Source organism: Cupriavidus sp. GW821-FHT02F09, from assembly GCF_059421605.1.
The window spans coordinates 272,703-296,313 of the sequence record NZ_JBWKVH010000006.1; the positions used below are offsets into that span (position 1 = coordinate 272,703).

The 23,611-nt window shown below is 65.8% G+C and carries 23 protein-coding genes; 11 read left to right on the plus strand and 12 right to left on the minus strand.

Annotated features, from left to right (window positions below; genetic code table 11):
* Nucleotides 1-69 precede the first annotated feature (69 nt).
* The 4 genes from AC07XB_RS10155 (at nucleotide 70) to AC07XB_RS10170 (ending at nucleotide 2,365) form a co-directional block, all read left to right on the plus strand.
* Nucleotides 70-456, plus strand: a complete 387-nt coding sequence (locus tag AC07XB_RS10155; RefSeq protein ID WP_492372963.1) for a CidA/LrgA family protein — start codon at nucleotides 70-72, stop codon at nucleotides 454-456.
* Nucleotides 453-1,175, plus strand: a complete 723-nt coding sequence (locus tag AC07XB_RS10160) for an LrgB family protein (protein ID WP_043349437.1) — start codon at nucleotides 453-455, stop codon at nucleotides 1,173-1,175. The genes AC07XB_RS10155 and AC07XB_RS10160 overlap by 4 nt, the downstream gene beginning before the upstream one ends.
* An 80-nt stretch (nucleotides 1,176-1,255) precedes the next feature.
* On the plus strand, nucleotides 1,256-1,621 hold the full coding sequence (locus AC07XB_RS10165) for a VOC family protein (RefSeq protein ID WP_492372962.1): 366 nt from the start codon (nucleotides 1,256-1,258) through the stop codon (nucleotides 1,619-1,621).
* A 54-nt stretch (nucleotides 1,622-1,675) separates the two neighbouring features.
* The gene (locus AC07XB_RS10170; RefSeq protein ID WP_492372961.1) at nucleotides 1,676-2,365 is read left to right on the plus strand and encodes a helix-turn-helix transcriptional regulator; all 690 of its coding nucleotides are present in this window, start codon (nucleotides 1,676-1,678) and stop codon (nucleotides 2,363-2,365) included.
* A 37-nt stretch (nucleotides 2,366-2,402) separates the two neighbouring features.
* Here AC07XB_RS10170 and AC07XB_RS10175 read toward each other — a convergent pair whose 3' ends face one another.
* From AC07XB_RS10175 to AC07XB_RS10185, 3 genes are all read right to left on the minus strand, one after another.
* Nucleotides 2,403-2,894 carry a glutathione peroxidase gene (locus AC07XB_RS10175; RefSeq protein WP_492372960.1) on the minus strand — a complete coding sequence of 164 codons (492 nt, stop codon included), beginning with the start codon at nucleotides 2,892-2,894 and terminating at the stop codon, nucleotides 2,403-2,405.
* 81 nt (nucleotides 2,895-2,975) lie between these two features.
* The gene (locus AC07XB_RS10180; RefSeq protein ID WP_492372959.1) at nucleotides 2,976-4,115 is read right to left on the minus strand and encodes a PilT/PilU family type 4a pilus ATPase; all 1,140 of its coding nucleotides are present in this window, start codon (nucleotides 4,113-4,115) and stop codon (nucleotides 2,976-2,978) included.
* A 34-nt stretch (nucleotides 4,116-4,149) separates the two neighbouring features.
* Nucleotides 4,150-5,193, minus strand: a complete 1,044-nt coding sequence (locus AC07XB_RS10185) for a type IV pilus twitching motility protein PilT (protein WP_150985964.1) — start codon at nucleotides 5,191-5,193, stop codon at nucleotides 4,150-4,152.
* A 63-nt stretch (nucleotides 5,194-5,256) separates the two neighbouring features.
* On the opposite strand from AC07XB_RS10185, the gene AC07XB_RS10190 reads away from it, so the two are divergent.
* Nucleotides 5,257-5,985 (plus strand): YggS family pyridoxal phosphate-dependent enzyme, encoded by a 729-nt coding sequence (locus AC07XB_RS10190; RefSeq protein WP_492829058.1) that lies wholly within the window; start codon nucleotides 5,257-5,259, stop codon nucleotides 5,983-5,985.
* A 45-nt stretch (nucleotides 5,986-6,030) separates the two neighbouring features.
* Nucleotides 6,031-6,855 carry a pyrroline-5-carboxylate reductase gene (gene proC, locus AC07XB_RS10195; protein WP_492829060.1) on the plus strand — a complete coding sequence of 275 codons (825 nt, stop codon included), beginning with the start codon at nucleotides 6,031-6,033 and terminating at the stop codon, nucleotides 6,853-6,855.
* Between the two features lie 104 nt (nucleotides 6,856-6,959).
* Here the strand turns inward: proC and ubiA are convergent, their stop codons facing one another.
* From ubiA to recG, 6 genes are all read right to left on the minus strand, one after another.
* The gene (ubiA, locus tag AC07XB_RS10200) at nucleotides 6,960-7,817 is read right to left on the minus strand and encodes a 4-hydroxybenzoate octaprenyltransferase (RefSeq protein WP_492829062.1); all 858 of its coding nucleotides are present in this window, start codon (nucleotides 7,815-7,817) and stop codon (nucleotides 6,960-6,962) included.
* 129 nt (nucleotides 7,818-7,946) lie between these two features.
* On the minus strand, nucleotides 7,947-8,432 hold the full coding sequence (locus AC07XB_RS10205) for a Dps family protein (RefSeq protein ID WP_035867478.1): 486 nt from the start codon (nucleotides 8,430-8,432) through the stop codon (nucleotides 7,947-7,949).
* 77 nt (nucleotides 8,433-8,509) lie between these two features.
* Complete coding sequence (locus AC07XB_RS10210; RefSeq protein ID WP_150985960.1) at nucleotides 8,510-8,704, minus strand: hypothetical protein; 195 nt, start codon at nucleotides 8,702-8,704, stop codon at nucleotides 8,510-8,512.
* Nucleotides 8,705-8,782: 78 nt separating this feature from the next.
* Complete coding sequence (locus AC07XB_RS10215) at nucleotides 8,783-10,228, minus strand: catalase (protein WP_492372954.1); 1,446 nt, start codon at nucleotides 10,226-10,228, stop codon at nucleotides 8,783-8,785.
* Between the two features lie 412 nt (nucleotides 10,229-10,640).
* Nucleotides 10,641-11,594, minus strand: coding sequence for a LysR substrate-binding domain-containing protein (locus AC07XB_RS10220; protein ID WP_043349480.1), 954 nt, complete (start codon nucleotides 11,592-11,594; stop codon nucleotides 10,641-10,643).
* A gap of 122 nt (nucleotides 11,595-11,716) precedes the next feature.
* Complete coding sequence (recG, locus tag AC07XB_RS10225; protein ID WP_492372953.1) at nucleotides 11,717-13,918, minus strand: ATP-dependent DNA helicase RecG; 2,202 nt, start codon at nucleotides 13,916-13,918, stop codon at nucleotides 11,717-11,719.
* 184 nt (nucleotides 13,919-14,102) lie between these two features.
* Here recG and queA point away from each other — a divergent pair, with 184 nt between their 5' ends.
* The 5 genes from queA to secF all read left to right on the plus strand — a co-directional run bounded on the left by queA (nucleotide 14,103) and on the right by secF (nucleotide 20,016).
* Nucleotides 14,103-15,149 carry a tRNA preQ1(34) S-adenosylmethionine ribosyltransferase-isomerase QueA gene (gene queA / locus AC07XB_RS10230; RefSeq protein WP_492372981.1) on the plus strand — a complete coding sequence of 349 codons (1,047 nt, stop codon included), beginning with the start codon at nucleotides 14,103-14,105 and terminating at the stop codon, nucleotides 15,147-15,149.
* A 40-nt stretch (nucleotides 15,150-15,189) separates the two neighbouring features.
* Nucleotides 15,190-16,341 (plus strand): tRNA guanosine(34) transglycosylase Tgt, encoded by a 1,152-nt coding sequence (tgt, locus tag AC07XB_RS10235; protein ID WP_416049657.1) that lies wholly within the window; start codon nucleotides 15,190-15,192, stop codon nucleotides 16,339-16,341.
* A 173-nt stretch (nucleotides 16,342-16,514) separates the two neighbouring features.
* Nucleotides 16,515-16,844: a preprotein translocase subunit YajC gene (gene yajC / locus AC07XB_RS10240; RefSeq protein WP_441636490.1), complete on the plus strand. Its 330-nt coding sequence runs from the start codon at nucleotides 16,515-16,517 to the stop codon at nucleotides 16,842-16,844.
* Nucleotides 16,845-17,081: 237 nt separating this feature from the next.
* Entirely contained in the window at nucleotides 17,082-18,953 is a 1,872-nt protein-coding gene (gene secD, locus AC07XB_RS10245) for a protein translocase subunit SecD (protein ID WP_492372952.1), read from the plus strand.
* Nucleotides 18,954-19,044: 91 nt separating this feature from the next.
* Nucleotides 19,045-20,016, plus strand: a complete 972-nt coding sequence (secF, locus tag AC07XB_RS10250; RefSeq protein ID WP_459371956.1) for a protein translocase subunit SecF — start codon at nucleotides 19,045-19,047, stop codon at nucleotides 20,014-20,016.
* A 99-nt stretch (nucleotides 20,017-20,115) separates the two neighbouring features.
* Here the strand turns inward: secF and AC07XB_RS10255 are convergent, their stop codons facing one another.
* From AC07XB_RS10255 to AC07XB_RS10265, 3 genes are read right to left on the minus strand one after another with little or no spacing between them, the layout of a single operon-like run.
* On the minus strand, nucleotides 20,116-21,123 hold the full coding sequence (locus AC07XB_RS10255; RefSeq protein WP_174422956.1) for a response regulator: 1,008 nt from the start codon (nucleotides 21,121-21,123) through the stop codon (nucleotides 20,116-20,118).
* Nucleotides 21,120-22,253 carry a hybrid sensor histidine kinase/response regulator gene (locus tag AC07XB_RS10260; RefSeq protein WP_174422957.1) on the minus strand — a complete coding sequence of 378 codons (1,134 nt, stop codon included), beginning with the start codon at nucleotides 22,251-22,253 and terminating at the stop codon, nucleotides 21,120-21,122. The genes AC07XB_RS10255 and AC07XB_RS10260 overlap by 4 nt, the downstream gene beginning before the upstream one ends.
* 7 nt (nucleotides 22,254-22,260) lie before the next feature.
* Nucleotides 22,261-23,592 (minus strand): sensor histidine kinase, encoded by a 1,332-nt coding sequence (locus tag AC07XB_RS10265; RefSeq protein ID WP_150985951.1) that lies wholly within the window; start codon nucleotides 23,590-23,592, stop codon nucleotides 22,261-22,263.
* Nucleotides 23,593-23,611 lie beyond the last annotated feature (19 nt).

Consider the following 23,611-nt stretch of genomic DNA (forward strand, 5'->3'; position numbering starts at 1 on the left):
CGTGGTGCCGGGTTACCATGCGATGGCATTCACCCTTGCCGCCTTTCGCTCCTTTCGCCCCGCCCGCGCATGCTCCAGACCTTTGCCATCCTGCTGGTTTTCCAATCCGTCGGGGAAGCGCTCAGTTATTCCCTGAGCCTGCCCGTGCCCGGGCCGGTGATCGGCATGATCCTGCTGTTCGGCTGGCTCACCTTCGACGACCGGCTGCTGCCGGTGATCCAGGGGACCACGTCCGAGCTGCTCAAGCACTTGTCGCTGCTGTTCGTGCCGGCGGGCGTCGGCATCATGGTGCACGCGCACCGCATCGGCGGGGAATGGCTGCCGATCGTGGTGGCGCTGGTGGTGTCCACCTGGCTGGCGATCGCCACCACCGCGCTGGTGGCGCGCGCGCTGATGGGCAAGCCCCGGCCGCCTGAGGATGCCGGCGCGCAAGCCGGTTCGGGAGATCAAGCATGACGCCGCGCCTGAACGAGATCTGGGTCTATCTGGCGGCCAGCCCGCTGCTCGGCCTGACCGCTACCTTGCTGGCCTATGTCTTCGCGTTCCGCGTCTATGAGCGCGCGCGCTTCTCGCCGCTAGCCAATCCCGTGATGATCGCGGTCGCCATCCTGGTCACGCTGCTGACGGTGACCGGCACGCCGTACAAGACCTATTTCGATGGCGCGCAGTTCGTCCACTTCCTGCTCGGGCCCGCTACCGTCGCGCTGGCGGTGCCGCTCTACATGCAGCTGCCCAAGTTGCGCAAGCATGTGTTCCCGCTGCTGGGCGGGCTGCTGGCGGGATCGCTGGTGGCGGTGGTATCGGCCGTTGGCATCGCCTGGCTGCTGGGCGCTTCGCCCGAGACCATGCGCTCGCTCGCGCCCAAGTCGGTCACCATCCCGATCGCCATGGGCGTGGCCGAGAAGATCGGCGGCCTGCCCTCGCTGACCGCCGTGCTGGTGATGGCCACCGGCATCATCGGCGCGGTCAGCGCCACCAAGCTGCTGAACCTGCTGCGCATTTCCGACTACACCGTGCGCGGCTTCGCCACCGGCGTGGCAGCGCACGGCATCGGCACGGCGCGCGCCTTCCAGGTCAACCAGGAGGCCGGCGCCTTCGCCGCGCTCGGCATGGGCCTGAACGGCGTGCTGACCGCCGTGATGGTGCCGATGCTGGCGGCATGGATGCCACGCTGATCCCTGATCCCTGCTGACAGGACGTTGTCAGGAGCCCCCGCGCATGATCCGTCTCTCCATCACCCCTGAGAGAGACCATCATGAGCGGACTGATCAACTGGCTTGAAATTCCTGTCGTGGACATGACCCGTGCCATCCGGTTCTACGAGCAGGCCTTCGAGACCACCCTCAAGCGCGAAACCATGGCGCAGATCGACATGGCTGTCTTTGCCAACCGTGAGCCTGGCGGCGCACTGGTAGCCGGCGAGGGCTTCCGCCCCTCGGCCGACGGCTGCCTGCCTTACCTGCACACGCCGCAGCTCACGGCGCTGCTGGCGCGTGTCACCGCGGCCGGCGGCAAGACCGTGTTCGGCCCGCTGCAGTTGCCTGGCGATATCGGCCATATCGCGCATATCATCGACAGCGAAGGCAATCGCGTCGGCCTGCACCAGCCACTGGTAGGATAGTCAGCCACCGCGACCGTTTTACCAATACCCGCATAGCACCAAGATGAAGCCTCGATGAGCCGCCGCGCCGACCGCCTTTTCCAGATCGTCCAGGTACTGCGCGGGCGCCGCCTCACCACGGCGGCGCTGCTGGCGCAGCGGCTCGGGGTGTCCGAACGCACGGTGTACCGGGATATCCAGGCGCTGTCGCTGTCGGGCGTGCCGGTGGAGGGCGAAGCGGGCATCGGCTACCGGTTGCGGGCCGACTATGACGTCCCTCCGCTGATGTTCACCGCGATCGAAGTCGAAGCGCTGGTGGCCGGGCTGCGGCTGCTCAAGGCCTGGGGCGGCGGGGCGCTGGCCGCCGCGGCCGATCCCGCGTTGGAGAAGCTGGTGGCGGCGCTACCGCCCGCGCGGCGTCATGCGGCGCAGCAAAGCCGCGTGTTCGCCCCCGAATTCGTCAACCTGCCGCAGGTGCGCGACGCCTTTGACGTGGTGCATGGCGCCATGAACGCGCAACGCCTGCTGCGCCTGGACTACACCGACGCGCAGCAGCGCGCCACCGACCGCATCGTGCAGCCGCTGGGCCTGTTCTTCTGGGGCAATAGCTGGCTGCTGGCCGCCTGGTGCACCACGCGCACCGACTATCGCAGCTTCCGCCTGGACCGCTGCCGCGGCATCGTCATGCTGGAAGACCGCTTCCACGAAACACCCGACCGCTCGCTCAACGGCTTCCTGCGTGCGGTGCAGCACACCAGCGGCTAGCCGGCCGATCGGGTGATCGGCTGATTCGGGACGCATCCTACGCCGGCTCGGCCAGCAGTGTCTCAATGTCGCGCTTGATATCCTCGGGCTTGGTGGTGGGCGCGTAGCGCTTGAACACCGTCCCGTTGCGGCGCAGCAGGAACTTGGTGAAGTTCCACTTGATCGCTTCCAGGCCAAGCACGCCCGGCTTCTCCGAGGTCAGCCAGCGATACAGCGGATGCGCGTTGTCGCCCTTGACGTCGATCTTGCCGAACATCGGGAAAGTGACGTGGAAGCGCGACTCGCAGAACTGGCCGATCTGCGCGGCGTCGCCCGGCTCCTGCTTGCCGAACTGGTTGCAGGGAAAACCCAGCACGGCAAGGCCACTGGCGGTGTACTGGTCCTGCAGCGCCTGCAGGCCGGCGTACTGGGGCGTGAAGCCGCACTCGCTGGCGGTGTTCACGATCAGCAGCACCTTGCCGCTGAATTGCGACAGCGGCACCGGCTGGCCAGCCAGGGAGCTGGCTTCGAACTGGTAGACATTGCTCATGACGGAATCCTCGGGTGGCACGGCGGCGCACGGCGATGCGCGTCCTGTACCGGTCAGTGTACTAGGCGATGCGGTGCGTGCTCAGATCACGTTCAGGTGTTCGGTGCCGGCGCCCAGGTCGGGCTCGCGGTCCAGGGTGCCGTGCAGCTTGATCATCAGCCGCAGGTCGTTGAGCGAGTCGGCATTGCGCAGCGCGTCTTCGTAGGTGATCTTGCCGGCCTCGTAGAGATCGAAGAGCGCCTGGTCGAACGACACCATGCCCTGCTCGCGCGATTTCTTGATGACTTCCTTGAGCGCATGGATCTCGCCCTTGAAGATCAGGTCGGCCACCAGCGGCGTGCCGAGCATGATCTCCACTGCCGGCACCCGGCCCTTCTGCCCTTTGCGCGGCAACAGGCGCTGCGACACCATCGCCTTCAGGTTGAGCGACAGGTCGATCAGCAACTGCTGGCGCTTTTCCTCGGGGAAGAAGTTGACCACGCGGTCGATGGCCTGGTTGGCATTGTTGGCGTGCAGCGTGGCCAGGCACAGGTGGCCCGTCTCCGCGTACTGCATCGCGTATTCCATGGTTTCCCGATCGCGGATTTCGCCGATCAGGATCACGTCGGGCGCCTGGCGCAACGTGTTCTTCAACGCCACGTGCCAGGAGTCGGTATCGATGCCGACCTCGCGCTGCGTGACGATGCAGTTCTGGTGCGCGTGCACGTATTCGATCGGGTCCTCGATGGTGATGATGTGCCCATACGAATGCGCATTGCGATGATCGAGCATGGCCGCAAGCGAGGTCGACTTGCCCGAGCCGGTGGCGCCGGTAACGATCACCAGTCCGCGCTTTGACATCACGATGTCATGCAGTGCTGGCGGCAGGTCGAGGTCTTCCACCGAAGGAATGCGCGTATTGATGGTACGCACCACCATGCCCGCCTTGCCCTGCTGGATGAACGCGGAGACGCGAAAGCGCCCGGCGTTGGGCACGGAGATGGCGAAGTTGCACTCGCGGCTGCCGTCGAACTCGCCCGCCTGCCGCTCATTCATGATGGAGCGCACCAGGCCGAGCGCCTGGGTGGGGTTGAGCGGCTGCTGCGAGACTGGCGTGATCTTGCCGTCGACCTTGATGGCCGGCGGAAAATCCGCGGTGATGAACAGGTCCGAGCCGCGGTTGCCCACCATCAGCTCGAGCAGGTCGTTGATGTACTTGGCGGCGGATTCGCGATCGAGCATGGCGGTGTCCTGGTTCGGATGCGGCGGACTCGCCTCAGCCCGTGAATGAGTCGGGGTTCTTGGCAATGGCGCGCGCATCGTTGTAGTTGATGATGCCGCGCTTGATCAGGTCCGACAGGCACTGGTCCAGCGTCTGCATGCCAAGGCCGCTGCTGGTCTGCATCATCGAGTACATCTGCGCGATCTTGTTCTCGCGGATCAGGTGGCGGATCGCCGGCGTGGCGATCATGATCTCGTGGGCCGCCGTACGGCCGTTGCCATCGCGCGTCTTGAGCAGCGTTTGCGAAATCACCGCTTCCAGCGATTCCGACAACATGGTGCGCACCATGTCTTTTTCTTCGGGCGGGAACACATCGACAACCCGGTCGATGGTCTTGGCCGCCGAGCTCGTGTGCAGCGTGGCGAACACCAGGTGGCCGGTTTCGGCCGCGGTCAGCGCCAGGCGGATGGTTTCCAGGTCGCGCAGCTCACCCACCAGCACCACGTCGGGATCCTCGCGCAGCGCGGAGCGCAGCGCGTTGGCAAAGGAATGCGTGTGCGGCCCCAGCTCGCGCTGGTTGATCAGGCTCTTCTTGGACGTGTGCACGAACTCGATCGGGTCCTCCACCGTGAGGATGTGGCCCATGTCGTGATCGTTGCGGTGGTCCACCATCGCCGCCAGCGTGGTGGACTTGCCCGAGCCCGTCGGGCCGGTCACCAGCACCAGGCCGCGCGGCTTCATGCACAGGTCCGCGAATACCGCCGGCGCGCGCAGGTCTTCCAGCGTCAGCACCTTGGAAGGAATGGTCCGGAACACGGCGGCGGCGCCGCGCTGCGTGTTGTAGGCATTGACCCGGAAACGCGAGAGGCTGGCGATCTCGAAAGAAAAGTCGATTTCCAGCCGTTCCTCATATTGCTTGCGCTGGGTGTCGCTCATGATGTCGTACACCATGGCGTGGACATCCTTGTGGCCCATCGCGGCCACATTGATGCGGCGCATATCGCCGTGGATACGCACCATCGGCGGCATGTCTGCCGAGAGATGGAGATCGGACGCCTTGTTCTTGACGGCGAAAGCTAATAGCTGCGCGATGTCCATCTATAATGACCCCACCCTTTTTGTCGTACTTATTGTTGTACTTCTTGATATGTTCGCCGGATTATGTCTGTAATCGCCGCCAACTTGCAAGCCGTCAACCGGCGTGTCGCGGCAGCCGCACAACAGGCCGGGCGACCGGCCGGTGAAGTCACGCTTCTGGCGGTTTCGAAGACCTTCCCCGCCACCGCGGTGCAGGCTGCGTTCGACGCCGGCCAGCGCGCCTTTGGCGAGAACTACGTGCAGGAAGGCGTGGACAAGATTGCGCAACTTGGCGATTTGCGCGACCAGATAAGCTGGCACTTTATCGGCCCCCTGCAAAGCAACAAGACGCGTGCCGTGGCCGAGCAGTTCGACTGGGTCCATGCCATCGACCGCCTGCGCATCGCCGAGCGGCTGTCGGCGCAGCGGCCCGCCGGCATGGCGCCGTTGCAGGTCTGCCTGCAGGTCAATATCAGCGGCGAAGCCAGCAAGAGCGGCGTCGCGCCAGACGAAGTGCCCGCGCTGGCACGCGCCGTGGCGGCGCTGCCCGGGCTGCGGCTGCGCGGCCTGATGGCCATTCCGGAGCCGCAGAGCGATATGGCGGCCCAGCGCCGGCCGTTTGCCGCGCTGCGCACCCTGCTCGACACCTTGCGCGCCGCCGGGCTGGATGTGGACACGCTCTCGATGGGCATGTCCGCCGACATGGAGGCTGCCATTGCCGAGGGCGCTACCGTGGTGCGCATCGGCACCGCCATTTTCGGCGCGCGCGACCATGCCACGGCACCCGAGGCGACACAGGCCAAGCCGGCCTGAACGCCGGCCCCCTTCTTCCCAGACGATTCCCAGCAAGAGACCGATATGCTCAAGACTCTCACCTTTGGTTTCCTCGGCGGCGGCAATATGGCCACCGCCCTGATCGGCGGCCTGATCGCCCGGGGCGTGCCAGCCACCTCGATCCGCGTGGTCGATCCGTTCGATGAAGCGCAGGCGCGCCTGCGGCGCGACCTCGGGGTGCATGCGGCAGGCGCGCCCGACGCCGCCTTTGGCAAGAGCGATGTGCTTGTGCTGGCGGTCAAGCCGCAGCAGTTCCGCGAAGCGGCGGCAGCGCTGCTGCCGCACCTGGGCGACAGCCTGATCGTGAGCGTGGCCGCCGGCATCCGCCTGGCCGACATGCGGCGCTGGTTTGGCGGGCGCACCCGCCTGGTGCGCGCCATGCCCAACACCCCGGCGCTGGCCGGCATGGGCATGACCGGCCTGGCAGCGGTAGCCGGACTGGCGCAGCAAGACCGTGACATCGCCAGCGCGCTGGCCCAAGCCGTGGGCAAGTGCGAGTGGGTGGAAGGCGACGCGCAGATCGACGCAGTCACGGCCATCTCCGGCAGCGGCCCAGCCTACGTCTTCTACTTCATCGAAGCCATGGAGAAAGCGGCCGTGGAGCTCGGCCTGAACGCCCAGCAAGGGCGCGCGCTGGCAGTGGAAACCTTCCGCGGCGCCGCGGCCCTGGCTGCCCAGTCGGAAGAGCCGGTCAGCCTGCTGCGCGAGCGCGTGACCTCAAAGGGCGGCACCACCTACGCCGCGCTCACCGCCATGCAAGCCGCCGGTATCGGCGAAGCCTTCGTCAAGGCCATGCACGCCGCCGCTGAACGCGCGACGGAAATGGGCGCGGAGTTTGGCAAGGACTGAGTCAGGCTCAAGCGGTCGCGAGAGCGGCTTCGTGCAGCGCTGAACGAAGCCGGCCGAAAAGGCCAAGACCGCCTGGGATGACGCTATCTGACGCACAACATCCTTCAGCGCAACGCATAGGCCGCAGCCACCCCGGCAAACACACAAGCACCCAGCCAGTTGTTGTGCCGGAACGCGGCAAAGCACTTCATGCGATCCCGCTCGCGGATCAACGTGTAGTGATACACCGCGCATCCCGCCGCCGCCGCCAGCCCGATCCAGTACGGCCAGCCCAGCCCGAACTGCGTACCGGCCCAGGCCATCAGCCCCAGGAACACCGCATAGCAGATCATGATGGCGGCGACATCGAACCGCCCGAACGTGATGGCCGAAGTCTTCATGCCGAGCAGCAAGTCATCGTCGCGGTCCACCATGGCGTAGGCGGTATCGTAGGCCACCGCCCAGAACACATTGGCCAGCAGCATCACCCACGCCACCACCGGCACATGGTCCTGCACCGCGGCGAACGTCATCGGGATGCCAAAGCCGAAAGCAATGCCAAGGTAGGCCTGCGGGATGGCAAAGAACCGCTTGAAGAACGGATAGGTGGCGGCAAGCACGGCCGCGACCACCGCCAGCCACTTGGTAAACCCATTGAGCGGCGTGATCAGCGCGAAGGCTGCCAGCGCCAGCACCACCGCCACCGCCACGGCCTCCCACGCGGCAATCTTGCCCGCGGTCAGCGGCCGCTCCTTGGTGCGCTTGACGTGTTTGTCGAAGTCGCGGTCGGCCCAGTCGTTCATGGCGCAGCCGGCAGAGCGCATCAGGAAGGTGCCGATGACGAAGATCCAGAACAGGCTCCACACCGGCTGGCCGCCCGAGGCCATCCACAGTGCCCACAGCGTGGGCCACAACAGCAGCAGCGTGCCGATGGGCTTGTCGATGCGCACCAGGCGCGCGTACAGGGCTAAGCGTTCAAGCATGGCGAGGGGCCGCGGCACGGGGTCGGGCAAGGCAATGGCATTCAACGAAAAACGCGCCGCGACCCGGTCAGGGCGCGGCGCGCATGGCCGGCAGCACACCAAGGCCGCCGGTGGTGTCGACTCAGGGCATCAGGCCAGCATCGAGCGCAGCATCCACGCGGTTTTTTCGTGCGTCTGCATGCGCTGGGTCAGCAGGTCGGCGGAGGGTTCGTCGCCCGCGGCGTCGATGACCGGGAACAGCGAGCGCGCGGTGCGCACCACGGCTTCCTGGCCTTCGACCAGCTTGCGGATCATCTCGGTGGCTTCGGGCACGCCCTCTTCCTCCGGGATCGACGACAAGCGGGCGTATTCCTTGTAGGTGCCCGGCGCCGGGTAGCCCAGCGCGCGGATACGCTCGGCGATCGAATCCACGGCGAGCGCCAGCTCGGTGTATTGCGTCTCGAACATCAGGTGCAAGGTGTTGAACATCGGACCCGTGACGTTCCAGTGGAAGTTATGGGTCTTGAGATAGAGCGTGTAGGTATCCGCCAGCAACTTGGACAGGCCTTCCGCGATCTTCTTGCGTTCTTTGTCGGAAATGCCGATGTTCACGCTCATCTCATTCTTCTTTGCCATGATAGGTACGCTCCAGTCTGGGGTGGCTCTGACAACTGCCGCGCCTCGGGACGCGGCACAACCCGCACATTATGGCATCACCCGGTAAAGGCAGACAAACCCTTGGCCGCGTCCAGGAACATCGCGACCGCGCCCAGCGCGACCGCCGCCAGCCCGATCTCCGTGCGCCACAGCTTGCGCTGCAGGCGCGCCGCGTCTGCGCGGCGGGGGCGGTCGTGGGCAACTTGCTGCAACTGCTGAAATTCGCTGACGAACAGTCTGAACATGGCCATGATGGTTCTCCGTGCCGGGCATTCAAGGTGGCCCCCGGCTAGGGGCCACCCGCACTGCCCTGCTTCATTGCTTGCGCATTACTTCAGGTTGAGTGCGCGCTTGACGCCCTCGCCATAAGCCGGATCGGCCTTGGTGAAGTGCTCCAGCTGCACCCGCACGATGTTTTCCGGCACGCCCTGCATGGCTGCCGCAATGTTCGCGTAAAGACGCTGGCGCTGGGCCTCGTCGAACAAGCGGAACAGCGCGCCGGGCTGGCTGTAGTAATCGCTGTCGACACGGTGGTCGAAGCGGTCGGCCGCGCCATCCAGGGCCAGGGGCGGCTCGATGGCGCGCTCGCTGGCGGCGTAGGCGCCCTCGCGGTTCGGCTCGTAGTTGAGCTTGCCGCCCTGGTTGCCGTCCACGCGCATCGCGCCATCGCGGTGGAAGGTATTGTGGAAGGGGCACTTGGGCGCGTTCACCGGGATCTGGTTGTGGTTCACGCCCAGGCGGTAGCGCTGCGTGTCGCCGTACGAGAACAGCCGGCCCTGCAGCATCTTGTCGGGCGAGAAGCCAATACCCGGCACGATGTTGGAAGGGTTCATCGCCACCTGCTCCACCTCGGCAAAGTAGTTGTCCGGGTTGCGGTTGAGCTCCATCACGCCGACGTCGATCAGCGGATAGTCCTTGTGCGGCCACACCTTGGTGAGGTCGAACGGGTTGATGTGGTACTTGGCCGCATCGGCTTCGGGCATGACCTGCACGCGCACGTTCCAGCGCGGGAAGTTGCCGCGCTCGATGTTCTCGAACAGGTCGCGCTGCGCGCTCTCGCGGTCGCCCGCCACCACCTTGGCCGCTTCCTCGTTGGTCCAGTTGGCGATGCCCTGCTGCGACTTGAAGTGGAACTTCACCCAGAAACGCTCGTTGGCCGCATTGATGAACGAGAAGGTATGCGAGCCGAAACCATGGATCTGGCGATAGTTCTGCGGCAGGCCACGGTCGCTCATCAGGATGGTGACCTGGTGCAGCGATTCCGGATGGCGCGACCAGAAATCCCAGACGGCAATCGGGTCGCGCAGGTTGGTGCGCGGATTGCGTTTTTGCGTGTGGATGAAATCCGGGAATTTCAGCGGGTCGCGCACGAAGAACACCGGCGTGTTGTTGCCCACCACGTCCCAGTTGCCTTCATCGGTATAGAACTTGACCGAGAACCCGCGCACATCGCGCTCGGCATCCGCCGCGCCGCGCTCGCCCGCCACCGTGGAGAAGCGCATGAACATCGGCGTCTCCTTGCCAACGCTGGCAAAGATCGAGGCCTTGGAAAAGCGCGTGATGTCGTGGGTCACCGTGAACTTGCCGTGCGCGCCCGAGCCCTTGGCGTGCACGCGCCGCTCGGGGATGACTTCACGGTCGAAGTGAGCGAGCTTCTCCAGGAACCACACGTCTTGCAGCAGCATCGGGCCGCGCGGGCCGGCGGTCTGCGAATTCTGGTTGTCGGCTACCGGCGCGCCAGCGGCGGTGGTGAGAGTGTCCTTGTTCTTGCTCATCTTGGCCTCATTTTTCGTGGGGGTGGAACGGGGAGTCTAGCTAGGGCGGGTTGCGGCAAAGCCGCGGCAAAATGTCAGTACACCGTGGCGTAACAGGCCAGGCAGTCGGCCATGCGGCCGGCCAGTGCGCTCAGGAGCTCGCCGGCGGCGGTCAAGCTGGGTTTTTCGCCTTTCATGTGCGACTCCTTGTGGATGACAGCGCGCAATGCGTCGATGGAGGAAGTCTACGGAAAGGCTATTGAATTTCAAATTCAATTATTTCTAACTATGAAATAGAACATGCCTATTCCTGCCCGCGCGCCAGCATGGCATAGGGCAAAGACACAGTGAATTTAGAAAAATCGAGGGAGGAGAAAAAACAAGGCAGGGCAAAGCGTGCTGCCGGCGCAAAGCGCCGGCAGGCAGGGCGCGCTCAGGCGGCTTCAGCCAGTTCCTTGGCGGCCAGCATGCTGACGCCGGGCAAGTCGCAGGCAGCCACCGCGCGGCGCAACGCCTCCATGGCCGGCAGGCGGGTAAAGCTCTTGCGCCAGGCCAGCACCACGCGCCGGTCGGGCACGGGATCGGTAAAGGGCACGTAGGCCAGCAGGTCGTTCTTGTTGGGCTTCAGGTCCGGCACCGAAGTCCGCGGCAGCACCGTGATGCCAACGCCACTTGCGACCATATGGCGGATGGTTTCGAGCGAGGAGCCTTCGAAGGTCTTCTGGATGCCGTCGGCCGCCTGCGAGAAGCGCGACAGCTCCGGGCATACGCCCAGCACCTGGTCGCGGAAGCAATGCCCACTGCCCAGCAGCAGCATGGTTTGCTGCTTGAGTTCGTCGGGATCCACCTTCCCGGCATGTTCCAGATGGTGGCCACGCGGCACCGCCACGACGAAGGGCTCGTCATACAGCGGCTGCACGGTCAGCCCGGAATCGGCAAAGGGCTCGGCCATGATGGCGCAATCGATCTCGCCCTGCTTGAGCAGCTCGATCAGCTTGACCGTGTAGTTCTCCTGCAGCATCAGCGGCATCTGCGGCACGGTCTGGATCATTTCCTTGACCAGCGTGGGCAGCAGGTAGGGCCCGATGGTGTAGATCACGCCAAGCCGCAGCGGCCCGGCCAGCGGGTCCTTGCCCTGCTTGGCGATCTCGCGGATGGCCATGGTCTGCTCCAGCACGCGCTGGGCCTGCGCCACGATCTGCTCGCCGATCGGCGTCACCGAGACTTCGGACGTGCCGCGCTCGAAGATCTGCACATTGAGTTCGTCTTCCAGCTTCTTGATCGCCACCGACAGCGTCGGCTGCGACACGAAGCAAGCTTCGGCCGCCCGGCCGAAATGGCGCTCGCGCGCTACGGCGACGATGTACTTGAGTTCGGTGAGCGTCATGACTTATCAATTTCCGTTAAGCGATAGATTTTACCTTCGATTCGACGTTCTGTCAGACATGACAAGCAAAGCGGCGCAGGCGATACCTGACCGCTTGCGCCAGGTGAGTCCCCTTCGTCACATCAGGCCTTCAGGTAATGCTCCCTGCCACCCAGCCAGCGCAGCAGGTGCGCTTCAACCGCCTCCGGAAAGCGCGCCAGCATCAGCTCGGCGGCCTCCTGGGCATAATCGACCAGCCAGGCGTCGGTGTTCAGATCGGCGAAACGCAGCATTGCCTCGCCGGACTGGCGCGCGCCGAGGAACTCGCCGGGACCGCGTATCTGCAGATCGCGCCGGGCAATCTCGAAGCCGTCGGTGGTCTCGCGCATGGTCGCCAGGCGCTCGCGCCCGGTGGGCGACAGCGGTGCCTGGTACATCAGCAGGCAGACCGATTCCGCGCTGCCCCGCCCTACCCGGCCGCGCAACTGGTGCAACTGCGCCAGGCCAAAGCGCTCGGCATGCTCGATCACCATCAACGAGGCGTTGGGCACGTCCACTCCCACCTCGATCACGGTGGTGGCTACCAGCACCTGCAGCCGGTTGGCAGTGAAGTCTTCCATCACCGCAGCCTTCTCCGCCGGCGGCAGGCGCCCGTGCACCAGTCCCACCTTGAGCTCGGGCAAGGCGGCGACCAGGGTTTCATAGGTTTCCACCGCGGTCTGCAGTTGCAGCGCCTCGCTCTCTTCGATCAGCGGGCAGACCCAGTAGACCTGGCGGCCATCGGCGGCGGCGTGGTGCACACGCTCGATCACCTCGTCGCGGCGCGCGTCGTTGACCAGCCGGGTCACCACCGGAGTGCGTCCAGGCGGCAATTCGTCGATCACCGAGACGTCGAGGTCGGCGTAGTAGGTCATGGCCAGCGTGCGCGGGATCGGCGTGGCCGACATCATCAGCTGGTGCGGTACGGTTTCCGCGGCCTTGCCAGCCTTGCCCGGCGCGGCGGCGGCATCGGGGTCCGCCTTGCCGCGCAGCGCCAGCCGCTGGGCCACGCCGAAGCGATGCTGCTCATCGACCACGGACAAGCCCAGGCGGGCAAACTTGACGCTGTCCTGGATCAGCGCGTGGGTGCCGATGGCCAGCTTGGCCTCGCCGGACTCGACCTTGGCCGCGGCCTCGCGCTTGGCGCGCGTCTTCAGGCTGCCGGCCAACCACACCACCGGCACGCCCAGCGGCTCCAGCCAGGCGGAGAGCTTGCGGTAATGCTGCTCGGCCAGGATTTCGGTGGGTGCCATCAGCGCGGCCTGGTAGCCGGCATCAATGGCCTGGCAGGCGGCCAGCGCCGCCACGATGGTCTTGCCGCTGCCGACGTCGCCCTGCAGCAGGCGGTGCATCGGGTGGGGCGCGCCCATGTCCTTGGCGATCTCTTCCACCACGCGCTGCTGCGCGCCGGTCAGCTTGAACGGCAGCGCGGCCAGGAAGGCGGTCAGCAGGCCGCCCGCGCGGCGTGGCATGGGTGGCGCGCTCTTGTCGCGCCGCGCCGCCTGGGAGCGCTTGAGGGAGAGCTGCTGCGCCAGCAGCTCATCGAGCTTGATACGTTGCCAGGCCGGGTGCGAGCGCTCAACCAGCGCATGCTCGTCCACATCCTGGGGCGGTGTGTGCAGCAGGCGCAGGCACTCCGGCAAGGCTTGCAGCTTGAGCTGGGCCAGTGGGCCTTGCAGCACGGGCGCTGGCAGGGTCTCGGGCAGCGGCGTGCGTGACAGCGCGCCGCCGATGGCCTTGCGCAAGTAGCTCTGCGGGATGCCGGCGGTGCTCGGGTAGACCGGGGTCAGCCGCTCGGGCAGCGCCTCGCCGGGCGTCACCGCGCGCACCGTGGGATGGACCATCTCCGCGCCGAAGAAGCCGCCGCGCAGCTCGCCGCGCACCCGCAGGCAGGCGCCTTCGGCCATCAACTGGGTCTGGCTGCCGTAGAAATTAATGAACCGCAGCGTCAGCTCGCCGGTATCGTCGGCGATCTTGACCACCATCTGGCGGCGCGGGCGCAGGCTGACCTCGTTGGAGGTGACCACGCCCTCGACCTGCACCGTCAGCCCCATGCCCGCGCGCCCGATGGCATCGGCGATCGGCAGCAGCGTGGTCTCGTCCTCGTAGCGCATGGGCAGGTGCAGCACCAGGTCGACGTCGCGCTTGAGCCCGAGCTTGTGCAGCCGGGCCATGGCCGAGGACGGCTTGCCGGCGGCAGCGCCCTTGGCCGCCGCCTTGCCCGCACGGCCCGGCTTGTCCCCGGCGCGCGCCGCGGGCGGGCTGTCGTTGGTTTCCGGGGTTCGGTCGGGAGCGGTTCCTGGCATCTGGGGCGTGGCTGGCGATTCGGGTCGGGGCGCGCGCCAGGTGGCACGCGCTGGTTGGCGCAAATAGGCGATATCACGCACGCCCGGGCGGCGCAGCCGCCCCAAGCCTTACAATATCGGATTCACCGATTGTACCTATGCCGGCCGCGCCACCGCGCGGTCTGCGGCCGTTTTTGCCCCCATGATGCTGACGCTGTCCGATTTTGACTTTGCCCTCCCGCCCGAACTGATCGCCCAGACCGCCTTGCCGGAGCGCGGCGCGAGCCGTCTGCTGGTGGTGGATACGGACGCCCGGGTGGGCACCACCCGCCTCACAGACCGCGCGTTTACCGACATCGTCGACTACCTGCGACCCAACGATTTGCTGGTGTTCAATGACACCCGCGTCATCAAGGCGCGCTTCTTCGGGCAAAAGGGCAGCGGCGGCAAGGTCGAGGTGCTGGTCGAGCGGGTACTGGACAGCCACACCGTGCTGGCCCAGGTGCGTGCCTCAAAGACGCCGCCCGTGGGCAGCCTGCTGCGCCTGGCGGATGCCTTCGACGTCACTGTGGGCCCGCGCGTGGACCAGTTCTTCACGCTCACCTTCCCCGAGCCGGCGCTGGACCTGATCGAGCGCCACGGCCGCCTGCCGTTGCCGCCATACATCACCCACGATCCCGACGCCTTCGACGAAACCCGGTACCAGACGGTCTACGCCCGCGCCCCCGGCGCGGTGGCCGCACCCACCGCCGGACTGCATTTCGACGAGGCCCTGTTCGCCCGGCTCGACGCACTGGGCGTGCGCCGCGGCTTCCTGACCCTGCACGTGGGCGCCGGCACCTTCCAGCCGGTGCGCACCGAGAACCTGGCCGAGCACAAGATGCACGCCGAGTGGTACGAGGTGTCGGATGCGCTGGCCCAGGCCGTGCTCGACACGCGCGCCGCCGGGGGCCGGGTGATCGCGGTCGGCACCACGTCCCTGCGTGCGCTGGAGTCCGCCGGCGCCACCGATGGCACGCTGGCCGCCGGCCGTGGCGACACCGAGATCTTCATCACGCCTGGCTACCGTTTCCGCGTGGTCGATGCGCTGATCACCAATTTCCACCTGCCCAAGTCGACCTTGCTGATGCTGGTGTCGGCGCTGGCCGGGGTGGAGCCCATCCGCGCCGCCTACCGCCATGCGGTGGCCGAGCGCTACCGCTTCTTCAGCTACGGCGACGCCATGCTGCTGACGCGCCAGCCCCAGCCCTGAGCGCGCCGCGCCAGCCCGACCCTGAATCCCGAATCCAGCCATGCTCAACTTCGAACTGCTCACCACCGACGGCAACGCCCGCCGCGGCCGCGTCACCCTCAACCACGGCGTGGTCGAGACCCCGATCTTCATGCCGGTCGGCACCTATGGCTCGGTCAAGGCGATGTCGCCACTCGAGCTCGGTGAGATCAACGCCCAGATCATCCTGGGCAATACCTTCCACCTGTGGCTGCGCCCCGGGCTGGAAGTGGTGGAAAAGCACGGTGGCCTGCACCGCTTCATGGGCTGGGACAAGCCGATCCTGACCGATTCGGGCGGTTTCCAGGTGTTTTCGCTGGGCGCGCTGCGCAAGATCACCGAGGATGGCGTGACCTTTGCCTCGCCGGTCAACGGCGACAAGCTGTTCCTGTCGCCCGAGATCTCGATGCAGATCCAGCGCACGCTGAACTCCGACATCGTGATGCAGTTCGACGAATGCACGCCGTACGAAATCGACGGCCGCCCCGCCACCCACGCGGAAGCGGCCGCCTCCATGCGCATGAGCCTGCGCTGGGCCAAGCGCTCGATCGACGAGTTCAACAGCCTGGGCAACCCCAACGCGCTGTTCGGCATTGTCCAGGGCGGCATGTTCGAGGACCTGCGCGACGAGTCGCTGGCCGGCCTGTCGGAGCTGGACTTCCACGGCTACGCCATCGGCGGCCTGTCGGTCGGCGAGCCCAAGGAAGACATGATGCGCGTGCTGGAGCACGTGGGCCCGCGCCTGCCCGCGCACAAGCCGCACTACCTGATGGGCGTGGGCACGCCCGAAGACCTGGTGGCCGGCGTGGCGTCGGGCGTGGACATGTTCGACTGCGTGATGCCGACCCGCAATGCCCGCAACGGCTGGCTGTTCACGCGCTTTGGCGACGTCAAGATCAAGAATGCCGTCCACCGCAACGACACCCGCCCGCTGGACGAGTCCTGCGGCTGCTATACGTGCCGCAACTTCTCGCGCTCCTACCTGCACCACCTGCACCGGGTTGGCGAGATTCTGGGTGCGCGCCTTAACACCATCCATAACCTGCATTACTACCTGGAACTGATGAGCGAGATGCGCGAAGCCATCGAGGAACACCGCTTCGAGGCCTTCCGCCTTCAGTTCGCCGCCGATCGCGCGCGCGGGGCGCAGTCGGCCACGCCCGCCCCGGCGTGAACTTTCTGCACGGCTCCGGTCGAATAGCGGTGCCTGCAGCTGCCAAGCGGCTCGCAAGGCGCCCCGAACAAACCCGTACTGCACCGTAAATGCCCGGATCGGGCATGGAATGCGGTTGCAAGCGGGTGGTAGAATGATCGACTAACTGATTGACTTTGTGACGGAGAAGCAACGTGCTGATTTCTAACGCATTTGCCCAGACTGCCGGTGCCACCGGCGGCGCGGCGGGTGGCCTGATGAGTTTCCTGCCTATTATCCTGATGTTCGCGGTGCTGTGGTTCATCATGATCCGCCCGCAGATGAAGCGCCAGAAAGAATCGAAGGCAATGCTGGAAGCCCTGGCCAAGAACGACGAAGTCGTGACCGCCGGCGGCATTCTCGGCCGTGTCACCAAGGTCAACGAACAATACGTGACCATCGAAATCGCCGCGGGCACCGAAATCACGGTGCAAAAGAGCGCGGTTACCACGGTGCTGCCTAAGGGCTCGCTGAAGTCGCTCTGAGCACCGCGGCCGCGGGCGTGGCGTTGCTTGACTCAGGCGCCGCCCAGCTTCTCCCGCACCGCCTGCCTGCTTTTTCGCCCTTCCCGGCACGCCTTTAGCGCGCGTGCCCCTGCAGCCGCCTGATCCAGCACGGGTTATCCGTGGATGCCAGGCGGCTGTTTGCCAACCGGTGCGGTGGTGCCAACTGCCCGCTGACGGTCTCGTCGGCGCCACCAACCGAAGAACGACTGGCCAAAGATGAATCGTTATCCGCTTTGGAAATACCTCGTGATCCTGGTGGCTCTGGCCATCGGCATCACCTATACGCTGCCGAACTTCTTCGGCGAGGCGCCTGCCGTGCAGGTCTCCTCCGCCAAGGCCACGGTCAAGGTCGACCTGGCCATGCAAAAGCAGATCGAGCAGGTGCTGGCGCAGAACAACCTGCAGCCCGACGGCATGTTCTTTGACCTGAACGGCCAGTCCGGCTCGGTCAAGGCGCGCTTCAAGACGCCCGACGAGCAGCTCAAGGCCAAGGACGTGCTGACCCGCGCGCTCAACCCCGACCCCAATGACGCCACCTACGTGGTCGCGCTGAACCTGCTGTCGGGCTCGCCGCGCTGGCTCACCGCCATGCACGCGCTGCCGATGTACCTGGGGCTGGACTTGCGCGGCGGCGTGCACTTCCTGCTGCAAGTGGACATGAAGGGCGCGGTCGACAAGAAGCTCGACAGCCTGGCCGGCGACGCGCGCACCCTGCTGCGCGACAAGGGCATCCGCCATGGCGGCATCGACCGCGACGGCGACCGCCTGACGGTGCGCTTCAACAATGCCGACGACGCCGCCAAGGCGCGCGGCATCCTGGCCGACAACCTGCGCGAGCTGGCGTTCACCCCGGATGGCAACAACATCTCCGGCGTGTTCACCGATGCGGCCCGCAAGGCGGTGCAGGATGCTGCGGTCAAGCAGAACATCACCACCCTGCACAACCGGGTCAACGAGCTCGGCGTGGCCGAGCCGGTGATCCAGCAACAAGGCGCCGACCGCATCGTGGTGCAGTTGCCTGGCGTGCAGGACACCGCAAAGGCCAAGGACATCATCGGCCGCACCGCCACGCTGGAAGCCCGCCTGGCCGACCCCGACGCGCCGCGCAACCCGCGCCCGGGCGACCCGATCCCCTTCGGCAGCGAGCTGTTCACGCAAGGCAACGGCGCCCCGGTGGTGCTCAAGAAGCAGGTGATCTTCACCGGCGACCGCATTGAAAGCGCTTCGGCCGGCTTCGACCAGAACCAGCGCGCCTCGGTCAACATCAAGCTCGACGCTCAGGGTGGCCGCGTGCTGCGCGACGTCTCGCGCGAGAACATCGGCAAGCCGATGGGCATCGTGCTGTTCGAGAAGGGCAAGGGCGAAGTGCTGACGGTGGCAACGATCCAGTCCGAACTGGGCTCCAGCTTCCAGATCACCGGTTCGTACTCCACCGAAGCCGCCAACGACCTGGCCCTGCTGCTGCGCGCCGGCTCGCTGGCCGCGCCGATGGAAATCATCGAAGAACGCACCATCGGCCCGTCGCTGGGCGCGGACAACATCAAGAAGGGCTTTGACTCGGTGGCCTACGGCTTTGGCGCCATCGCCGTCTTCATGATGCTGTACTACATGCTGTTCGGCGTGTTCTCGGTGGCCGCGCTGGCCATCAACCTGCTGCTGCTGGTGGCGGTGCTGTCGATGCTGCAGGCTACGCTGACGCTGCCCGGCATCGCCGCTATCGCGCTGGTGCTCGGCATGGCCATTGACGCCAACGTGCTGATCAACGAGCGGATCCGCGAGGAACTGCGCGCCGGCGCTTCGCCGCAGATGGCGATCGCCGTCGGCTTCGACCGCGCCTGGGCCACCATCCTGGACTCCAACGTGACCACCCTGATCGCGGGCCTGGCGCTGCTGGCCTTCGGCTCCGGCCCGGTGCGCGGCTTTGCCGTGGTGCACTGCCTGGGCATCATGACCTCGATGTTCTCGGCGGTGTTCTTCAACCGCGGCCTGGTGAACCTCTGGTACGGCCGCAAGAAGAAGCTGCAAAGCGTAGCGATCGGCCAGATCTGGAAGCCGGGCTCGGACAGCCAGGGCACCGTCGCCAAGTAAGCATCATGGATGTCCGCGCGCACAGAACGCGCATGGACATCCAACCAGCATAGAACGGCAGCAGGCGCTGCCGTACAAAACAGGATTCAACATGGAATTCTTCCGCATCCGGCGCGATATTCCGTTCATGAAGCACGCGTTGATCTTCAACGTGATTTCCTTCCTGACGTTTGCCGCCGCCGTATTCTTCCTGGCACACAAGGGCCTGCACCTGTCGATCGAGTTCACCGGCGGCACGGTGATGGAGGTCAACTACCAGCAGACGGCCGACCTGGAGCGCATCCGCGGCCAGGTCAGCAAGCTTGGCTACACCGACGTGCAGGTGCAGAATTTCGGCACCTCGCGCGACGTGATGATCCGCCTGCCGCTGCAAAAGGGTCCGGACGGCAAGCCCGCCACCTCGGCCCAGCAGAGCGAGCAGGTCATGACGGCGCTGCAGACTGCCGCGCCTGACGTCAAGCTCCAGCGTGTCGAGTTCGTCGGCCCGCAGGTGGGCAAGGAACTAGCCACCGACGGTCTGCTGGCGCTGCTGTGTGTGGTGGCCGGCATCGTGATCTACCTGTCGTTCCGCTTCGAGTGGAAGTTCGCAGTGGCCGGCATCATCGCCAACCTGCACGACGTGGTGATCATCCTGGGCTTCTTCGCCTTCTTCCAGTGGGAATTCTCGCTGTCGGTGCTGGCGGCAATCCTGGCGGTGCTGGGTTACTCGGTGAACGAATCGGTGGTGATTTTCGACCGGATTCGCGAAAACTTCCGCAAGTACCGCAAGATGACCACGCACGAGATCATCGATAACGCGATCACCAGCACCATCTCGCGGACCATCATCACCCACGGCTCGACCGAAATGATGGTGCTGTCGATGTTCTTCTTCGGCGGCCCCACCCTGCACTACTTCGCGCTGGCGCTGACCGTCGGTATCTTGTTCGGCATCTACTCCTCGGTGTTCGTCGCCGCGGCGCTGGCCATGTGGCTGGGCGTCAAGCGCGAGGACCTGGTCAAGGGCGAGAAGAAGCCGGGCGACGTCGACCGCGACGACCCGAACTTCGGCGCCCAGGCCTGACGGGCCTGCCGCGGATAGTTTCAAAGGCAGCAAAAAAGGGCACCTTCGGGTGCCCTTTCTTGTTATGCCGTTGCTACTCGGAACGCGCTTGGAACTTGCTCAGAACTGCTCGATCCACACCGCCAGGCGATCCGCGGCGAACTCCGCAGTGCGATCGGTGGGGCGGTAAACGATGGAGTCGCCCTCCCGCACTGCCTTGAGTGCGCCGCCGGTTTCATCCAGCCACAGCAGCCCGGCCAGCCAGGTGGCATGCTGCGCGGACACCTCCTTATCCACCGGCTCGCCCAGGTACTCGGCAAGCGCGGCACCCTGGATCCACACCAGGGCATCCCCATCGCGGCGCACGTTGGCTGCGCCTTGCGTCGCGGCCAGCGTCTCGGCCAGTGCCGCCACCGCATCGCCCGCTCCACGGCCGGCGAGCTGCGTGCGCAGCGCGGCGAGCTTGGCCGCCACGGCGTGGCCGAAGGTGCCGCTGCGGCGGCTTTCCGCCGCCACCAGGTCGGCGTAGTCCATCAGCAGCCAGTCCGGCTCGGGATTCTGCACGCCGACCAGCGCGGCCGAGGCCAGGTAGGTGTCCACCGGCTGGAAGCGCTCCGGGCCGATCAGGCTGGCCGACAGCGTGCGGATCAGGCCGATGCGCGCGGCAATGGTCTGCCGCTGCAGCACGCTCAGCTTCTCGCGCAGCAACTGGTCGCGCTCCTTGCGCAGGCCGGCCATCTCAAGCGCCTGCTTGAGCTCCATGCGCAGCGAGGTGATGTCCCACGGCTTCTTGATATAGCGATGGATCTGCCCCTCGTTGACGGCCGCGACCGTATGCTCGATCTCCGAGTAAGCGGTGGTCAGGATCCGCACGATATGCGGATAGCGCTCGCGCGCGTAGCGCAGCAGCTCGTTGCCGTACTCGCCCGGCATGCGCTGGTCGGAGACCAGGACCGCAAGGCTGTCCGCGTGCGCATCCAGCAGCGCCTTGCCCTCTTCGACCGAGCCACCGGTCACGACCGGCGCCAGGGCTCCGATGGCACGCTGGAAATACTTGACGGCCGTCGCCTCGTCATCGACGAACAGAATCGCCGGTGATGGTGCCTGCGTGGCATTCGGTTCGTTCATCGATCACTCCTATGCATTCGACTCTTGGTATTGGGGAAATCCAGCGTCACCGTGGTACCCGCACCGGACGTAGACTCGATCCGGATGCCGCCACCGAAAGACTGCATGACACGGTTGCAAAAAATCATGCCCAGTCCGTTGCCGCCGGTACTCGCATGGGTGGTGACCGGATCCACCAGAAGGCGCCCCATCACCTCAGGTGGTATGCCCGGGCCGTTGTCGCAGATGCGGATCGCGGCATCGGGCTCGGCCGCCACCACGAAGCGCAGCGAAGGCGAGTCGACGCCGTCGAGCGCCCGCAGCGCATTGGACAACAGCGACGACAGCACCAGTGCCACGCAATTGGGCAGCGTGCGCACGGCAAAGTCGTCATGCATTTCGATCTTTACCCACTCGCGCTGCGGCCCGGCAAAGGGGTAGGTGTCGAGCAGCGCGGCGATCAGGCCGCCGGCGGTCACTTCCCGGCTGGCGCCTGCTTGCGTGCTCGGCCGGCTGCCGCTGCTGCGCACCGACTGCAGGAACGACGAAATCACGGCCAGGCAATACTGCGCGTTGTCGTGCATCGACGTGGCCGCCTGGCCAATCTCGCTCTGGCGCAGCGGATTGTATTCCGCCGCGATACGGCTTTCGATACCCCGCGCAAAATTTGCAATCGCCGCCAGCGGCGTGTTCAGTTCATGCGCCAGGAAGGCCAGCGTCTCGTCGATCGCCATCAGGCGCTGATGGCGAATCGAGCGTTCGCGATAGCGCTCGGCGGCCAGCCGCAGCGCTTCGCGCACCTGGCCCAGCTCGATGGGCTTTTCCAGGATGCGGAACACTTCGCCAGTGTTGACCGTCTGCAACAGCATGTCCTTGTCCGCGTAGGCGGTCACCAGGATGCGCACGATCTGCGGGTACTCGAGCGCAACCTGGCGCAGCAGGTCGCCGCCATCGCGCCCCGGCATGCGGAAATCCGTCACCAGCACGGCGATGCGCGCACTCTCCCGGCGCAGGATGCGTACCGCTTCGTCGGCGCCGCTGGCGACCAGCACCTCGTACTCCGTGCCGACCGCGCGAGCGAAGTACTTGCATGCCATTTCCTCGTCATCGACGTAGAGCACGGTAAGCCGTGGTTGACGGGCGTCGCTCATGGCATTCTCAGTCGGCTCGGGGCAGGTCGAAGCTGAACGAGGCCCACTTGCCCAGCTCGCTCTCGGCAAACAGCACGCCGCCGTGACGCTCGATCACCGCGTAGCTGATCGACAGGCCAAGGCCCAGGCCCTGGCCGACTTCGCGCGTGGTGAAGAACGGCTCGAACACGCGCGCCAGGTGCTCTTGCGCAATGCCCGGTCCGTTGTCCTTCACGGTCACATGCAGCCGGCGCTCCACCCACTTCACGGTGGTATGGATGGCCGGGGCCTGCGTGCCGGCCTTGCGCATGGCCAGCGCGGCGTTGGAGAACAGGTTGATCAGCACGCCGATCACCGCGGCTTCGTCGCCCAGGACCAGCGTATCGGTCGGCAACTCGCGCGTGACGGCCACCCCGCGCAGCTCATGGGCGGTCAGCCGAATCGAGGAGTCGAGCGCCTTCTCGAACAGGAACGGCGTGCCCTCCGCTTCAGCACCGGGCTTGCGATAAGCGAAGGTCTTCAGGTCCGACACGATATGCTGGATGCGTTGCATTCCCTGCTTGGCGTCGACCAGGCACTCCTGCAGCATCGGTTCGTTCTTGGCCACCGGCTCTTCCAGCGCGACCTCGATCGCCATCAGGCAGAAGTTGACCGGGTTGTTGACCTCGTGCAGCAGGCCCGCGGCCAGCGTACCGATGGCGGCCATCTTTTCCTGCTGCAGCATCTGGCCCTTGATGTCGACCAGCTTGCGGTTGATCACTTCGAGCTCGCCGTTCTTCTCCGCCACTTCGGCTTTCAGCCGGAACAGCATGAAGCGCGCCCGCTCATTGAAGAAGGTATAGACCGCGCTGGCCGCTGCGGCAAACAGCAGGAACAGCGAATTGACGATAAAGGTGCCGGCCGGCTCGATGCCGCCGGGATGCAGCACGCAGGCAAGCAGGTAGAACAGGTAGGACAGGATCCCGAAGACCAGGTTCTGCCACAAGCCGAACGGCAGCGCGATGCCCGACGCGAAGATGGCGAGATTCAGCCCGACGTAATACGGCGACTCCACGCCATCGGTATGCCAGATCATCCACGAGATCATGATCTGCGGCAGCAGCAGCCAGGACAACGTCAGCCACGGCGCAAAACGGCGCCCTGCCGTGCTGTACAACAGCATCACGATGCCGGCGATCAGCAGCGACACCAGCACGCGCGCCACGGCGAAGGGCGCCTGCAACTGCGGATACTGGCCGTAGTCCAACCCCACGCCGAGCAGCACCAGCACGATGGCGGTATAGGCGCCGCCGCGGCTGAAGGCCAGGCGGAAATCCGCCAGCTCGGTCTGGTAACCCGCGTAAAGTTGATTGGTGCTCATGGCTGGGCCGGCTACTGGC

Bases quoted from the DNA above. Each gene is read 5' to 3' on its own strand.
- AC07XB_RS10260 (WP_174422957.1), bottom strand. From the start codon at position 22,253: ATGAGCGACGCCCGTCAACCACGGCTTACCGTGCTCTACGTCGATGAC.
- AC07XB_RS10255 (WP_174422956.1), bottom strand. From the start codon at position 21,123: ATGAACGAACCGAATGCCACGCAGGCACCATCACCGGCGATTCTGTTC.
- AC07XB_RS10165 (WP_492372962.1), top strand. From the start codon at position 1,256: ATGAGCGGACTGATCAACTGGCTTGAAATTCCTGTCGTGGACATGACC.
- AC07XB_RS10205 (WP_035867478.1), bottom strand. From the start codon at position 8,432: ATGGCAAAGAAGAATGAGATGAGCGTGAACATCGGCATTTCCGACAAA.
- recG (WP_492372953.1), bottom strand. From the start codon at position 13,918: ATGCCAGGAACCGCTCCCGACCGAACCCCGGAAACCAACGACAGCCCG.
- AC07XB_RS10210 (WP_150985960.1), bottom strand. From the start codon at position 8,704: ATGGCCATGTTCAGACTGTTCGTCAGCGAATTTCAGCAGTTGCAGCAA.
- AC07XB_RS10160 (WP_043349437.1), top strand. From the start codon at position 453: ATGACGCCGCGCCTGAACGAGATCTGGGTCTATCTGGCGGCCAGCCCG.
- queA (WP_492372981.1), top strand. From the start codon at position 14,103: ATGCTGACGCTGTCCGATTTTGACTTTGCCCTCCCGCCCGAACTGATC.
- AC07XB_RS10220 (WP_043349480.1), bottom strand. From the start codon at position 11,594: ATGACGCTCACCGAACTCAAGTACATCGTCGCCGTAGCGCGCGAGCGC.
- tgt (WP_416049657.1), top strand. From the start codon at position 15,190: ATGCTCAACTTCGAACTGCTCACCACCGACGGCAACGCCCGCCGCGGC.
- secF (WP_459371956.1), top strand. From the start codon at position 19,045: ATGGAATTCTTCCGCATCCGGCGCGATATTCCGTTCATGAAGCACGCG.
- AC07XB_RS10265 (WP_150985951.1), bottom strand. From the start codon at position 23,592: ATGAGCACCAATCAACTTTACGCGGGTTACCAGACCGAGCTGGCGGAT.
- AC07XB_RS10190 (WP_492829058.1), top strand. From the start codon at position 5,257: ATGTCTGTAATCGCCGCCAACTTGCAAGCCGTCAACCGGCGTGTCGCG.
- secD (WP_492372952.1), top strand. From the start codon at position 17,082: ATGAATCGTTATCCGCTTTGGAAATACCTCGTGATCCTGGTGGCTCTG.
- AC07XB_RS10175 (WP_492372960.1), bottom strand. From the start codon at position 2,894: ATGAGCAATGTCTACCAGTTCGAAGCCAGCTCCCTGGCTGGCCAGCCG.
- AC07XB_RS10215 (WP_492372954.1), bottom strand. From the start codon at position 10,228: ATGAGCAAGAACAAGGACACTCTCACCACCGCCGCTGGCGCGCCGGTA.
- AC07XB_RS10170 (WP_492372961.1), top strand. From the start codon at position 1,676: ATGAGCCGCCGCGCCGACCGCCTTTTCCAGATCGTCCAGGTACTGCGC.
- ubiA (WP_492829062.1), bottom strand. From the start codon at position 7,817: ATGCTTGAACGCTTAGCCCTGTACGCGCGCCTGGTGCGCATCGACAAG.
- proC (WP_492829060.1), top strand. From the start codon at position 6,031: ATGCTCAAGACTCTCACCTTTGGTTTCCTCGGCGGCGGCAATATGGCC.
- AC07XB_RS10155 (WP_492372963.1), top strand. From the start codon at position 70: ATGCTCCAGACCTTTGCCATCCTGCTGGTTTTCCAATCCGTCGGGGAA.
- AC07XB_RS10180 (WP_492372959.1), bottom strand. From the start codon at position 4,115: ATGCTCGATCGCGAATCCGCCGCCAAGTACATCAACGACCTGCTCGAG.
- AC07XB_RS10185 (WP_150985964.1), bottom strand. From the start codon at position 5,193: ATGGACATCGCGCAGCTATTAGCTTTCGCCGTCAAGAACAAGGCGTCC.